The following is a 14,480-nucleotide window of genomic DNA, read 5'->3' on the forward strand; positions in this document are numbered from 1 at the left end:
AGCAGCAGACGCCCCGCCGTCGACCTACCGTCCGCCACGCCTGCTCCTCGTGATCCCGGTCCTTGGGGTCACGCAGATCCTCGCGTGGGGTTCCTCCTATTATCTACTGGCGGTGCTCGCCCAACCGATCGCTGCGGATACGGGCTGGCCGCTGGCCTGGATCGTCGGCGGCCTGTCGCTCGGCCTACTGGTGGCCGGCATCGTCTCGCCGCGCGTCGGCGACAGTATCCAGAAGTTCGGCGGCAGGCTCGTGCTCGCCACAAGCGCCGTATTTCTGGCGCTAGGCTTGGCTGGCCTTGCGCTGTCGCCCAACCTGCCGCTCTACATCATGTCCTGGCTGGTGCTCGGCGTCGGCATGGGCGCGGGCCTCTATGACGCCGCCTTCGCCACGCTCGGTCGGCTATACGGCCAGCGCGCCCGCACGGCGATAGCCACGCTCACCCTGTTCGGCGGTTTTGCCAGCACCGTCTGCTGGCCGCTGTCGGCCCTGTTCGTGTCCCAGTTCGGCTGGCGCAACGCCTGCCTGATCTACGCGGCCATCCACGTCGCCGTGCTGCTGCCGCTCTACGTGTTCGCCCTGCCGACCGAGCAAAGGCGAGAGCTTCGCGTCGCTGCGCCTTCAAAATTTTCGGACGGCGAAGTCGCCGCCCGACCTCTCGCTTCAAGCTCGAAACTCCTGTTCGTACTGATTGCAGTCGTCATCACCATCAGCTCAATGATCTCCGCCATGCTCTCGGTGCATCTGCTGACGATCCTGCAGGCCCGCGAGATCGCGCTTGCGGCCGCCGTGGCTCTCGGCGCGATCGTCGGGCCCTCGCAAGTCGGCGCACGGGCGATCGAGATGCTGATCAGCCGTTTCCATCATCCGATCTGGACAAAGTTCGCCTCCACCATATTCGTGGCGACCGGCGTCGGCCTCCTGTGGGGCGGCTTCTCGATCATCGCGGCCGCGCTGATCTTCTACGGCGCTGGCATTGGCATCGAGTCGATCGCTCGTGGCACCCTGCCGCTCGCCGTCTTCGGCGAGGATCGCTATGCCTCGATCATGGGACGTATCGCCATGCCGAGCCTGATCATGCAGGCTGCGTCGCCATCGCTTGGCGCGCTGCTGATCGACATGTATGGGGCAGACGGCGCGCTTGCTGCATTCTTTGTGCTCGCGATCGTCAATGTGGGGCTGGTGGCGGCCCTCTACGCGATCCTGCTGAAGCGCGGATGCCTCGAGGCTGCATGATCCGAGAATAGGCGGCGAAAAGCGCGGATCGGTCGGCGGCGGGCGGCGGGCGCTTCCGTCGTGGCGAACTTCGGTGCGTCTCCAGGAAATCCGCGAAACGCGCGATCATCGTCTCATGGCCGCCTGCGGCCACGATCATCCAGCGTCTGAATGTGTCGGCGCCGTCCATGCCGTTCACAAGCCAGTCAGGAGGCTTCGCCGCGAGCGCCTCGAAGCAGCGAATGCGCGCGGCCGACGACAGATTCGTGAGCGTCCTCCCCGAGCGGACATCGGCGGCGACCGGCGTACGCAGCACGCGCGAGACGGCGTCACTGGTTTTCGCCGAACCCTTCACCGACTCCACCCGGCATATATCAGCGATCGCGCGTTCCAAACGGCGCGCAGCCGGCCTGACCGAGGCCTTTGGCGCAGCGCGTAGATCGAACCCGCAGTGTGCGCAAAAATGCTGCGGGACAAGCTCGCCCTGGTCGAAGGCTGCAATGCCGGCGCGGCAGGCGGGGCAGCGGTCGCGGAGGCTACAACCATGCTCGAAGCAGGAGACGCGGGAAGCCAAGCGCCACCGCCGCCGGAAATATGGCGCCCCGTCCGCTGCAAGGCAAAGCGGACAAAACTGCATCCAGGTCGAACGGTTCCGGTGCGCGCTATCGCGCAGCGGCAGCAGAAGCGGGGCCATGGCGCAGCCGCTCATCGTCATTGCCGAGATGTCTTCCGGCGGCAGGCCTGTCTGATGGCAGAGCAACGTGGTGACGTTACGCGGCAGGCGAAGGTCGAGACGGGGCGACCACATCCCCTCGCCGAGCCCGAGCACTCTGGCGAACGGCCGTGGCGCGATCCCGTTCGCGAGTGCAAGACGATGGAGCCAGCTCGACAGAAGCTCGTCTGGAAGCGGGGCGACGGAAACCGGCCACCGATCTCGGACGATGTCCCCGTATCGCTCGCGGATTTCTATGGTGAAATTCGCGTGGGTGACGTCGCCCGTCACAGTAGCTCGTCGCGCACCCGCGCCCGACGGCGCTTCGAAACTGGGATGTAGCGCAGCTCCTCGAGACCCGGTTTCGTGATCCGCTCCTCACCGGATCTCACCGCGGCAGTGGCCGCTGCGGCGACGATGGCCACGATCTCGCCGATCAGTCCCTCGGAAAGCTGGAAGATCGCTCGCGCCAAGGGTTCATCCGAGAGGTCGGACGCGCGAGCAAGCGGCAACGCGCTTTCGAGGCTGTCGAGCAGCGCAAGGAGCTCTTCATCATACTGCCATCGCGGTACGGCATGAAGGTCGAACCGGGTCGCCATTTCCGCCGTCTGGTTGACGAAATCGTAGATGGCGACCTCGCCGATCAGGACCGGCGAAATGTCGAATTGTCGGCCGATCCGCCTGAGGAACGCAAGCACCGCCTCGACGTCTCGGGCGCGACCGCGCAGCGCATTGTGAAATTCGTCGAAGATCAGGACCCTGGGCTTGAGGCAGCCAAGCAGGTGATCGATCTGCTCGGCTTTACGGCCGACATCCCGGCCACCGCCCACCGGGGCGCGCAACGCGTGCAGGATGCTTCCATAGAAATGGACGAGGCCAGCCCCCTCGCGCGTCTGCACCACCCAGACCCGCTGCTGCTCGGCGGACCTCAGATGCTCGACGGCAAACCGTTCCGCCATCATGGTCTTGCCGTTGGCATAGGGCCCGACCAGCATCAGCCCTCGGGTCCGCAGCCCTGGTGGCCGGGCCAACAGTTCGGCAAGTCGCTCATGCGCTTGCATCGCGACCTGATGTCCGATCCAACGCGGCGCCTGGATATAGGCGATCCGCTCTTCCATGCTGCGGTCGAGATAAGGGCGAACGTGGTCAAGCAAGTGATCCGCCACGTCACCAATCCTCGACCGGCAAGCGGCGCTTCTGACGCGCGGGATGCTCGGCAGGCGCCGGCGTTGCCGGACGCATCGCGTCATAGGGTTTGGGCGCCGCTGCCGCGTGCGATTTGCGCGCGGCATTGCGCAGCGCGATTTTCGACGGCTTTGGCCCGTCGGCGATTTCCGCGATCTGTCGGCGGAGCGTGACCTTCTCGACGTTTGATCGCGCATTTGTGGCGCGTCGACACATGCGGTCAGCTTCGTGCTCCCACAACGTTATCGGTGCAAGCATTCCATCACGCCGCTCGACGGACCGAAACTCCCTCGTCTCCGGGTCCAGGATGTAGACGCGGCTGATGTCGCGTGGATCATAACGCACCTCGAGCTTGCCGAGCCGGTCGCGCTGCGGAACGAGGGCGCCAAGCCATGGCGAGTAGTAGTCGAGCGAGAACATGCTCACGCCCTGTGGCGAGAGCCGCCTCTCCTTGCCGGGCATGAATGCCAGGAGGATCCGCATCGGATCATCCTGGAAGCGGGGGAGGTCGCGCACCCGCCGGTTCCATTCTTTGACCGGCACCCTTAACGTCTTCGCGTTCTCCTGGAGGTTGTGGTCAATCACGGCGAGCGTCACACACCGCTCGAGGTCGGCAAAGCTGAGACGGGCTCGCCGCTCTGCGGGATACCCGTCGCGATCCGCCACGGATCGGCCAGTCGAGCCGGGCTGCATCGCCAGTATCGCGTTGAGCTTCCCGAGCAGCCTTTCGACCACGCCGCCCTGGTGGACGCGTCCACGGTCCCGGTAGCGGATGCGAATGCCATAGTTGTCACATCCGAGCTGGAAGGCGTGCCCTTTGAACTCCTTGGCGGAATCGGTGACGAGCGCCCTCGGTCGGCCGAACATCGGCCAGCCGTGCTCGATGCCCCGCGCGGCGAGCCATCCCTCCTTTGGACACATGGCCTGCGCGAGGCAGAGCGCGACAGACAGCGCCGACGGCTTCTCAAGCGTGAGACAGAATCCAAGAATGCAGCGCGTCGCCACGTCGGTGACGAGCGTAAGATATGCCCTGCCGATGAACGTTCCGCCGCCCTCGACGACCTCGACGAAGTTGATGTCGGTCGGCGTGTGATCGATCTGGCAGACATCCAGCGGGTGCGCCGCGTGGATGTATCCGGGCCGCGGCTTGAGCCGCTGGAGATGTTTGGGGTTTGCTGATCGCTTCTTCGCGATCTCCTCGGGGCTGAACAGCGCGGGTATGCGGCGGGCGACGGTGACATAGGACGGAGCGGCCAGTCCGGCCTCTTCGCAGCGGGCCCGGATCTCGTCCACGACGGGAGCGAGCGGCGGAGCCTCCAGCACCAGCCACAGTTCTCGCAGGGTCTTCGCGATGATCTCCTCGATTCCCTGGTCAAGGCGCTTCATACGAACACCGCCGAGACGGGGCAGTAGTGACGTCACCGTCCGATCAATTCGGTAGCGCGCCAGCAGATTGTGGACCTGCCGGGTCGAGAGCCGCAGCTCGGCGGCCGCCCGATCGATTGCCGCCAGTCGTTGCCCAGAACCGTCGAGCACCCTGTCCAACACGCGAGCCGTACGACGCGCTGCTGACCATGCTTCCTCAGTGGATGAAAGGGGGGAGGCCGCTCTTTGCAGTCGCTTTGGCATATTGAAGGGTTGTTGAAATCGTTAGCGAAAAATCGGGGCCGTTTTAGCGCCTAAACCTAACCGCCACATGACATTTTGCCGTTTGAAATCGGCAAGTAAAAGCGACAGCAAATGTCGCTTTTACTTCTCCATTTCAACTGTGAAGAGAATCAATGGCTTACGACGTTGGAAAATTGCCGCTGGATGCTCTCTTCGACCCCGTGGCGCGTGCATCGGAAGAGTTGGCTAGGCTCGACGAGCGCATTTCGCGGTCCCCGGTTCGCGACGGCTGGATCGAGCGGATGCATTTCCACGATGCGGTCGCGGCTTTGTGGATCGAGGGCGAGCTCGTGCATCTGGAAGACCTGATCTTCCACGACGCGGAGATGGACCAACGCACGCCCACCCATGAGCTGACGAGCGCGCACGCCGTCTTGCGCAAGCGTCGCCGGATCCTGTCGCAGCGGTGCGACTGGGCGCTCAACCAGGAGGGGCTGCGCGAGCTGACCGGCCGCGACGGCACCCCGGCCGCGCCGATGGAGAGTGGCCGGGAAGGGGAGGGGAAGGCTTCGCTGGACGGTGAGAACCTGTGGGAGGAGCCCGAGGCGGACCGGCTGGCCGAGGAGTTTGCGGAAATCGACGCGGTGCTGGCGCGATCGTCCAGGCTACTCGCCGGCGAAACCGTTCCGCCGAAGACCGCGCCGCAAGGCGACGGGCGCCTTGCCGTCCTCTACGACCTCGATTGGCACGAGGATGCGCGCCTGGCCGAATGGCGGCAGGTTCTCGAACGCACGAAGGAACTGCCTGCCGTACTGCGGGCAGCCCTTGCTCTTGATGCCTGGGCCAACATCGATGTGCTGCAGCGCGGCGACTGGATCGGTGGATTGCTGGTCGCGTCCCTGCTGCGCCAGGAAGGTGTCACCCCAAACCACCTCGCCTGTCTGCATCTCGGCGCCCAGAAAATTCCGCGCGAGCGGCGGCGGTCGCGCGCCCGCACCGAGCGGGTGCTCGCCCACATCGACGCCATGCGCGAGGCGGCTCTCTCTGGCCTGAAGGAACACGACCGCCTGCTGCTCGCCAGGGAGCGGATGGAGCGCGTGCTGCGTGGTCGCCGCGCCAGCTCGAAACTGCCGGCGCTGATGGATCTGGTGCTCTCCCGGCCGATGGTTTCGACCAGAATGGTCCAGGGCGCGCTGAAAGTGTCGCGCCAGGGCGCACTCGATCTGATCGGAGCATTCAGCCTGCGCGAGCTGACGGGAAGGGGAAGTTTCCGGGCTTGGGGAATTGTCTGACTGAACGGGATCGCCATTCTTCGACATCTGGTCTTTCAATTGGCCGTATTCGCTGCGACGTACGCTCTCGGCCACGTTGCGTGAACCTGAGCATTTCCGAGAATATCAACTCTTTCCGCGCCGCTTCTTTTGTGCGAACTTCTACTCTAGTGAAATTGTCGATCGCCATGCACGATGAGCAGCTCACCCCTCAATCCCAACCAGTCTAAACAACGGCTGCCGTTCTTCCACGAGCTGCTTGAAGATGACGATCGCCGCGGGGGAGGCGGCAGAGGCAGAACAGGTGACCCGCGGCCCCGTCATCAAAAAGGCGCTAAATCCCGCCCCGCCCCCCATGCGACAAGCACTGCCCTAAGCCGCGCCACAGGCCATAATGCGGTGGTCGTGAAAGTGCTTTCCTATGGTGCCGGCGCGGGATCCGCTCGCAATGTGCTCGAGTACCAATCAAAAGAAGAACGCGCGATCGACCAGGACGGCCGCGAAGTCACCAGCATCAAGGATGCTGTCGCTCAATGGGAACGTGAATTCACCAAGCGCGACGGTTCCAAAGATGTCCTTTTCCTCAGCTATGAGCTACCCAACACCGACCGTGAAACCATTGCAAAAGCCCTGGACGATCTGGCGAACGACGGCATCATCCAGGATGGCGATACGCAACGTACCTTCGCATTTAGCATTGGCCCCGGCATCAAGGATCAAACACGGCTTCAGATCGCCATCGTCATGGCTCACGAGAAGTCCGAACGCGCCGATCGTGCAACTGACAACCAGGTTAGCCCCACCATTGAAAATGTCCAGGCGATCGACCTTCGCATCGATGCCCGCCTCAAAGAACGGGGCATTGCCCCACTATCCCGTTATCCCGCCAAATTTGCATCCGGCCCCAAGGGGCTCAATGCCACCCTTCACGCCATGCAGCGGCAGGACAATGCGGTCACGCTGTCAACCCACTCTCACCTGGTCGAGCGCGACAATAAGACACCGATCTACAAGCGCACCAATGAACGCCGCGCGATCACAACGAGCGATCATAAGGAGCTCACCCGTGAAGGCCGTACCGTTGGTGCTCTTCTCCAGAGCCGACAGCCCCGCGACTTCATGCACCTACTTCTGTCCGGCCCCGCCAATGTGGACCGGGACAAATTCATCGAAGCCGCAGGGGAATTCCTTGATTCCGAATTTCGAGGTCACCGCTTTGCCTACGCGGTTCACAATCGACATGAGAAAAACAAGCATCCCCATGTCCACGCCATCGTCAGTCTTCGTGGGCCTGGCGGCCAACGCCTCAATCCATATACCCCGCATTTTGTCGGCTGGCGCGAACGCTTCGCTGAGAAAGCCCGAGAAAAGGGGCTCGCTATCGATCATCAGCGGCGCCTAGAGAGAGCTGGTCCGCCTCCCGTCAAGCGCTGGGAGTGGGAAATGTTCCGCCGCATGGGCGCCTACACGCCGCCCAACGTCATGACCAAGGTCATGAACAAGATCCGCGATACACCGACAGCCCCAACAATGCAGGCCGGCGTCGACCGCTTTAACACGTCAAAGAAGTCGCTTAATCGCGTCATTGATATGCTCGACACGATTGCCAAGGATCGATCGCAACCGAGTACTGCGCGCGAACTCACCAAAGATCTGACAATCGGACTGAGGCGCGAATACCGGCGTCTGCAAGACGCCGTCTCCCACGGCGATCTTCCATCGCACGAGAAAGGTGAAATCCATATGCTGCGCAACACACCCATCACGTCCAAACAAGCGAAGACCGCGATAGACGCAATCACCACGTCGGCTGCGACCGTCGCAAAGGCGATCACCAATCCTACTGACCGCGCGATCTTCGAATCCGCGACCAAGGTCATCGACAAGGTCGTCAAGCTGCAGCTCGACTCGCGGGTGGCCAAAGGCAAGGACCGAAACAACGAAAGAGCCACGAACGCGACGTCGACCAAATCGGCCGCCGGCCGCGACGTTGCGCTTGAAAAGGGCGAAATCGACCGGACCTCGACCAATCGCAGCGTCGACGTTTCACGCATCGCCCAGGCCAATCAGGGCAGGGCGGTTGCCGACGATCGCCATGAGCGCGGCCGCGATAGAGCGAAAGAGCGCGAGCAGGAAAAGCAGACAGACCGCCAGATCCCGTCTCGCGTCGTCCTGACCCCTCCGAAAGACCGTGATCGCGGCGATCGCAGCCGCTAGAGATGGGTCGGGCGTATGAGCAACATCATCACGTTTCCGATCAAAATCGGCCACGTCAGCGACGTGCGATGCGAGCCTCTTGGAATTTCCTTTCCCTCAATCTTCCGCATCGAGCAGCGCGTCACGCCCGATCTAATCGCTGCCTATGACTTGTCCGATGTTCAGCCGGGCATCGAGATCTATCACTCGCTCCACAACGACACCTCCGTCTATCCCGGATTCGTCGGACTCAAGACAATCTCGACCCTGGACGATTTCGATCGTTACTCGCTTGTGGTGCGCCATCATCCCACGGCCGAGTCCGCCACTGCCTACCTCCAGGCACTTTACGACTATGGCCTCGCCGACCAGCTCGAGATGCGTATTTGTCGGGCAGGGCAGGGGGTCTTTTCAATGATCAACAGGCCTACCAGGCCCGACTGGCCCGCACCGATGATCGTCTATACAGCCAACATCGACCACGCCTCCAATTCGCGCATTGGCGACATCTGGCAACGCGCGATTTCAACTGCCGGCGACTGGCACGACGATCTTTCTCTCGCAGATCCAATGTCGGTCGTATGAGCTCGGGCCGGACAGTTCTGCTTACGGCACTACCGGGCCTGATCCTTATCAGTTTTGCTCTGACGGTCCTCGCCGGCTCTGATCGTTCCCCACCAGCCGCCAATCCCACGGAACGCTGCACGCTCTATTTCAGCGGCAACATCAGCCTCGCAAATGTTCCCGTCGCCAGGACCGCCGCACAGATGGCCCAAGGGCTCATGTACCGTGAAGACGCAGGATCCGGAATGCTCTTTTCATGGCCATCGACCGAGCCGCGCGTGTTTTGGATGCGCAATACACACATGCCGCTTTCCGTCGGTTTCATCTCTGCGGATGGCACCCTGTTCGCCATCGAGGATATGGCGCCCAACACCGACGATTATCATTACTCGATACAGCCGGCATCTGATGCCTTGGAGCTCGCCCAAGGCGCGTTCGTTCGAAATGGCCTGACACCTGGTTCGCGCCTGATACGACGAGAATGCCGTCCAGATTGACGAGGCTGCGTTGCATGGCTTCGTCGACCCTCGTGTCGACCACTGAATTGTCTATCGACAAGACCCGCCACGGTGACAGGCATCGGCGATCCGGAGCTTGCGATCGTCAAATGGTTCAATCGCGGCAGAGGATTTGGCTTTCTCACCCGCGGTCCCGCGACCGAGGATATTTTCGTTCATATGGAAACCTTGCGGCGGTTCGGTATCACCAGTCTGCTGCCCGGAGATGCCGTCAGGGTGCGCTTCGGTCGCGGCGCCAATGGCCTGATGGCCGTCGACATCCGCGCGGTTGCTTCATCAATGCCTTGAATGCCGCGATCATGCGGTTTCGTGATTAACCAAGCATCTGATACTTGATCACGCACGCGCCCCTCCCGCCGGCAGCATGTAGAGACTAATCCCTTCTCGCTCCTGTCGAAGGTGACAAAATCGCCGTCTGAAAGCTATGTTCGATATAGAACACGATATCGTGGTCCGTGACCATTGCCCACATACGCCGGCTCAAGATAATGCACGGCGATAATTCGCTCCGGCGATACGCCTTCCTGCGCCAGGCCGACGTTCAAGGCTTCGACGGTCGCTTTCGTGACCAGTTCTTCGACCATCGACGCGTTTGCTTCCTGTTCCAAAACGGCCATTCTCTTCTCCAATCTTTCAGGCTCAATAACGACCCGGCTGGGGAACGGATGAATCGGCGCCAAGACAAGATCACTCACAAATGGCAACGCCGAGAAATAGAGGCACGTCAGATCGCCTCCAGAGACCATGATTCTTCCCGCATTGACGAAAATATGACCCGCGAACAGATTTATGGGTTTTGGATGCTCTCGCTTCCGATCGAAAGCCTTTGAAATGTCGGGCTAATGGACGCTCTTCTCCCAGTCGAAAGCAACATCGAAGCCTGCTTCGATTGCTATCTCGGCGACCATATCCGCAAGCTTAGCAGCCGGAACTGTCGATGTTTCCGGCGACTGCCTCTTGATCACCTTGATAGCGTCAGATGTGGAGATTAGCGGGTTTTCCAAGCGTTCGCTCAGATAGCGGAGAATGGCCTTGCGCACCTCCGATGACATGCGGTTTGCTGGCGAGGCGAGTTGCCTTCTTGCATTCATCAGCGGCATCCCTTCCTTTCAAGCGAGGACGTAGGACAAACGCCAATTCTGTCGAGGTTTGATCGACCGTAAACCCGAAACGTCGCTAACCAACGAGTGGCCTATTGCAGCGCTTCAACTTCTTGCACTCTACGGGTGAAACACCTTGGCAGAAATGACGAAAATATGGTAATGTCCGCCAATGCACCATGTGACCTTCATCGCCTATCCAGGGTTCGAACTGCTCGACATTTCGGGCCCGGCCTCCGTCTTCGGCGGCGCTAACCGCGCCCTGCAACAACAAGGCGCGCGTGCCTTCTATGAGGTCGTGATCGCCTCGGCATCGGGCGGTTTGGTCGAAAGCAGCAGCGGCATCGCGCTGGAGACACGGCCGATCGCTGGACTGAGCCCTGCCGAAGCCGAAACCGTGTTGATCGTCGGTGCCGAGCGCGAACGATTGTTGCCTGCTATGGCCGACCCCGATCTCCGGGCTGCTTTGCCGGCGCTCGCCAACGAGGCAGAGCGCTTCGGCTCGGTCTGCACCGGCGGTTTTGTGCTGGCCGCGTTCGGAATGCTCGAAGGGCATCGTGTCGCGACCCATTGGGACTCCTCGCGGCCGCTCTCGGAAACGTTTCCCGGTGTCATTGTCGATCCCGATGCGCTCTACGTCGTCGACGGCAGGCTCTGGACCTCGGCGGGTGTGACCACCGGCATCGATATGGCGCTGGCCATGGTCGCAAGCGATCTTGATGCCAGCATCGCCGGCGAAGTCGCCAAGCGCCTGGTCCTCTATGCCAGACGGCCCGGCTACCAGTCGCAGTTCAGCCCGGTCCTCAAGGCGCAGGTGAAAGGTGACAGCCCATTCGCCGAACTGATCGGCTGGATCCAGTCGAACCTCGACGCACCGCTGGATGTGCCGTCGCTTGCCGAGCGCGCCGGCATGACCGAACGCACCTTTCATCGCAAATTCGTAGCGGCGACCGGTGAGACGCCGGCTCACTTCGTTGAGACGGCGAGGCTCGACACGGCGCGCCTGTTGCTCTCGCGCGGACTACCGTTGAAGACGGTCGCGATGCAGGTAGGTCTGTTCCCGGCGGCACGCTTCACGGAAGCTTTCGAGCGCCATTTCGGCGTCGCCCCGCGGCTATTCCGCGAAATGCACGCGGATCTCTGATCGTCTGCGTCTTCGATCGAGAAGCGGCTGAGTATGAGCAATCGTACCCGCTCTTTGGCAGATATTCTGATCTTTATGTCATTTCGACCAACACGGAGCATCGTTATGCTGAATGAGATCCTCGATCCCGCTTCGCGGGGAACGGAGGCCAGGGAAGCCTGTTCCTTTCACCTAAACCGACTGGGAGTATCACATGTCCGGCACCTGGACGACGAAACCGAGCGGAGACCGCCTGGCAATATGCGGCTGGATAGTAAGCGGCCTCGTCACCGCATTCCTTCTGATCGATGCAACGATGAAACTCCTGGCGCTACCAATTGTGCTGGAGATGAACGGGCAGATTGGTTTCCCGGGCGCGGCGATGGCGCGTGAACTGGGTATCATCCTTCTGGTTTGCACCGTTCTTTATATTGTGCCGCGCACTACGGCGTTGGGTGCGATACTGCTGACCGGCTACCTTGGAGGCGCGATCGCTACTCATCTTCGCGTTGGCAGTCCGCTTGTCACACATACTCTGTTTGGTGTTTTCCTGGGACTCTTCATCTGGGGAGGGCTGTATCTGCGCGATGCGAGGATACGGGAGCTGATCCCCTTCAGGAGCGGTGTCTGAAAATATACCGTCACCTGTCGAAATCCTCGCGCGGTCGCTGATGCGCTGTCGCTCTGGCGGTCACCCAAGGTCGAGTTCGAAACCTGGATAGACTACGAAGACCACGCAGTCCATTGGCAGAAAATACCATAGTATTGTCATGTCTGCCAATGGCAAAGAACACTAAGCTGGCCGGGTCGAAAACGATTGAGGAAGAGCCGATCATGTTTGCGCGTTACGTCATCTGGAGCGGGCTGGCGCTGTTGGCCCTGGCACTGGCCGGCTTCGGCGCCTGGATATTCAGCCTGCCCATGCCGAGCCGCGCCGAGGCGCAGGCGGTACCGCAGGGTGAAATGGACGCCATGCTGGCTTCGTTGAAGCCGCCGAAGCGGGAACGGCCCCTGGTCGTCGTCGTCGGCATCAATGATGCCACCGAGACCAACGATTACCTGATGCCGACAGGAATCCTGCGCCGGGCTGACATTGCCGACGTGGTTCTGCTGGCGACCGGACCCGGCCCGGTCAAGCTATATCCGGCGCTTGCCGTGGAACCCGACGCGACGGTCGCGGAATTCGATGCACGCAATCCCGAAGGCGCCGACTATGTAATCGTTCCGGCCATGAACCGCGACGACGACCCGGTCGTCCTCGCCTGGCTTCAGGAACAGGCGAAGAAGGGAGCGACCGTCATCGCTGTTTGCGCCGGCGCCAAGGTCGCCGCCGCCGCCGGCCTCCTCGACGGCAAGCGCGCGACGACGCATTGGTACTATCGGAAAGGGATGTTCGATCAGAATCCGTCGATCACCTATGTGGCCGACCGGCGAATGGTGACGGACAAGGGCGTCGCGACGACCACCGGCATTACGGCGGCCATGCCGATGATGCTGACGCTGATCGAGGCTATTGCCGGACGGCAGAAGGCGGAAGCGGTCGCCCGCGATATCGGCCTGCCCGTCTGGAGCGCCCGCCATTCAAGCAGCGCCTTCCGGTTCACGCGGCCCTTCGCGACGACGGTGCTCGGCAATGTCCTCGCCTTCTGGAACCGCGAGCAGGTTGGCGTGGAGCTTCGGCCGGGCATGGACGAAGTGTCGCTCGGCCTGATCGCCGATGCCTGGTCGCGGACCTACAGGTCGAAGGCGGTGACGTTCGCCCCGACGGCGGCAGCGGTCGAGACCCGCAACGGCATTCGGGTCATTCCGGACGACGGCGCCGGTAACTGGTCGCAGGAGAAGCGCGTTTCCATCTTCCCGGACCGGAAACCGGTGGACGCTCTCAACCAGACGCTCCGCGCCATCGCTGCACGTTACAGCGAACGCACCGCCGATGTCGTCGCGATGCAGCTTGAGTACCCTTGGCCGGGAAGGGTGCGATAACGACTTCCGGAAACGAAGCGCGGTTGAAGAAAACGCGGACCGCGGCGTCGGTCGGCGGGCCGATCATCCGTCCTACGGATGCAATGTAGCGAATGCGGGCGCGGGCTGCTCCATCAAATGAGGACGCCATGACAGACATTCACGTCGGCTTTCAGAATGCGGACCGCGCCACCGAGGCGGAGACGCTGTTCAGATTTCTGGATGAAGTCAGCGCTCTGGACTCCATCCAGTCCTATCGCCGGCAAATGCTGGAACTGCATCCGCCAACATCGTCGGATCACGTTCTCGACATCGGATGCGGAATCGGCAACAGCACGCTGGACCTTGCGTCGAAGGTGGGCGAAGCCGGCTTGATCATCGGCGTCGACAAAAGCGAAACGCTGATCGCAGAAGCACGGCGGCGGGCCGAAGGTCTTGACATGTCAGTTGCCTTTCAGATCGGCGACGCCTGCCGGCTGGACCATCCGGACGATCATTTCGACCTGTGCCGTATCGAACGCGTGCTCATGTACATCGAGACGCCCGAACGTGCGCTCGACGAAATGATCCGGGTGCTGCGTCCCGGCGGCCACTTCGCGCTCTTCGAGTTCGACTACGATTGCATCGTGGTGGATGCACCCGACAAACGACTGACGGAGCGGATCGTTCAACTCGCTTCCGACTCCATCCCCAGCCCGTGGATCGGGCGCCGTTTGCCGGGGCTGCTGCGCGAGCGGGGTGGGCGAAACCTGACCGTGACCCCCCACATGGTCTTTACGCCACTCGACCAGTTTCACCGGGTGATGGACGGAACGACGCGCACCGCGATCAGGCAAGGCGATCTTGAGGCTGCCGCGGTCGACCGATGGTGGAGCGATCTCGAGCGATCGGAAACCGACGGTGCATTCTTCGCCGGTTTCCTTGGTTTCATGGTCTGCGGCGATTCAGAGATGCGCGATCAATAGGCAGACGCAACGACCCGGATAGAGACGACCATGAGAAAGATAATCAACTCGACCGACATCACC

The 14,480-nt window shown here is 61.8% G+C and carries 14 protein-coding genes and 1 pseudogene; 10 read left to right on the forward strand and 5 right to left on the reverse strand.

Annotated elements, in window-relative coordinates:
* The first annotated feature begins 49 nt into the window (after positions 1-49).
* Positions 50-1,234, forward strand: a complete 1,185-nt coding sequence (locus M9924_21490) for an MFS transporter (protein ID MCO5066944.1) — start codon at positions 50-52, stop codon at positions 1,232-1,234.
* Here the strand turns inward: M9924_21490 and M9924_21495 are convergent.
* The 3 genes from M9924_21495 to M9924_21505 are packed head-to-tail and all read right to left on the reverse strand — an operon-like array spanning position 1,167 to position 4,739.
* A complete protein-coding gene (locus tag M9924_21495) occupies positions 1,167-2,216 on the reverse strand; it encodes a TniQ family protein (protein ID MCO5066945.1) in 1,050 nt (349 codons plus the stop codon). The two genes, M9924_21490 and M9924_21495, sit on opposite strands and share 68 nt — an antisense overlap.
* Positions 2,213-3,091, reverse strand: a complete 879-nt coding sequence (locus M9924_21500; protein MCO5066946.1) for a TniB family NTP-binding protein — start codon at positions 3,089-3,091, stop codon at positions 2,213-2,215. The genes M9924_21495 and M9924_21500 overlap by 4 nt, the downstream gene beginning before the upstream one ends.
* Before the next feature lies 1 nt (position 3,092).
* Positions 3,093-4,739: a DDE-type integrase/transposase/recombinase gene (locus M9924_21505; GenBank protein ID MCO5066947.1), complete on the reverse strand. Its 1,647-nt coding sequence runs from the start codon at positions 4,737-4,739 to the stop codon at positions 3,093-3,095.
* Positions 4,740-4,891: 152 nt separating this feature from the next.
* Here M9924_21505 and M9924_21510 point away from each other — a divergent pair, with 152 nt between their 5' ends.
* The 5 genes and pseudogenes from M9924_21510 to M9924_21530 all read left to right on the forward strand — a co-directional run bounded on the left by M9924_21510 (position 4,892) and on the right by M9924_21530 (position 9,555).
* Positions 4,892-6,010, forward strand: a complete 1,119-nt coding sequence (locus tag M9924_21510) for an RHE_PE00001 family protein (GenBank protein ID MCO5066948.1) — start codon at positions 4,892-4,894, stop codon at positions 6,008-6,010.
* A 174-nt stretch (positions 6,011-6,184) separates the two neighbouring features.
* Positions 6,185-8,206, forward strand: coding sequence for a hypothetical protein (locus M9924_21515; protein MCO5066949.1), 2,022 nt, complete (start codon positions 6,185-6,187; stop codon positions 8,204-8,206).
* Positions 8,207-8,221: 15 nt separating this feature from the next.
* On the forward strand, positions 8,222-8,770 hold the full coding sequence (locus M9924_21520) for a hypothetical protein (GenBank protein ID MCO5066950.1): 549 nt from the start codon (positions 8,222-8,224) through the stop codon (positions 8,768-8,770).
* Entirely contained in the window at positions 8,767-9,246 is a 480-nt protein-coding gene (locus M9924_21525) for a DUF192 domain-containing protein (protein MCO5066951.1), read from the forward strand. Before M9924_21520 ends, M9924_21525 begins: the two co-directional genes overlap by 4 nt.
* 93 nt (positions 9,247-9,339) lie before the next feature.
* Positions 9,340-9,555, forward strand: a pseudogene (locus M9924_21530) (cold-shock protein).
* A 134-nt stretch (positions 9,556-9,689) separates the two neighbouring features.
* Here M9924_21530 and M9924_21535 read toward each other — a convergent pair.
* A complete protein-coding gene (locus M9924_21535) occupies positions 9,690-10,013 on the reverse strand; it encodes a hypothetical protein (GenBank protein ID MCO5066952.1) in 324 nt (107 codons plus the stop codon).
* A 93-nt stretch (positions 10,014-10,106) separates the two neighbouring features.
* The gene (locus M9924_21540) at positions 10,107-10,367 is read right to left on the reverse strand and encodes a hypothetical protein (protein ID MCO5066953.1); all 261 of its coding nucleotides are present in this window, start codon (positions 10,365-10,367) and stop codon (positions 10,107-10,109) included.
* Between the two features lie 172 nt (positions 10,368-10,539).
* On the opposite strand from M9924_21540, the gene M9924_21545 reads away from it, so the two are divergent.
* From M9924_21545 to M9924_21560, 4 genes are all read left to right on the forward strand, one after another.
* Positions 10,540-11,511, forward strand: a complete 972-nt coding sequence (locus M9924_21545) for a helix-turn-helix domain-containing protein (protein MCO5066954.1) — start codon at positions 10,540-10,542, stop codon at positions 11,509-11,511.
* Between the two features lie 193 nt (positions 11,512-11,704).
* Positions 11,705-12,121, forward strand: a complete 417-nt coding sequence (locus tag M9924_21550) for a DoxX family protein (GenBank protein MCO5066955.1) — start codon at positions 11,705-11,707, stop codon at positions 12,119-12,121.
* Positions 12,122-12,324: 203 nt separating this feature from the next.
* Entirely contained in the window at positions 12,325-13,473 is a 1,149-nt protein-coding gene (locus M9924_21555) for a DJ-1/PfpI family protein (protein MCO5066956.1), read from the forward strand.
* Positions 13,474-13,601: 128 nt separating this feature from the next.
* Entirely contained in the window at positions 13,602-14,417 is an 816-nt protein-coding gene (locus M9924_21560; protein MCO5066957.1) for a methyltransferase domain-containing protein, read from the forward strand.
* The last annotated feature ends 63 nt before the right edge of the window (positions 14,418-14,480 follow it).

This window comes from Rhizobiaceae bacterium (genome assembly GCA_023953835.1).
GTDB lineage: Bacteria > Pseudomonadota > Alphaproteobacteria > Rhizobiales > Rhizobiaceae > Mesorhizobium_G.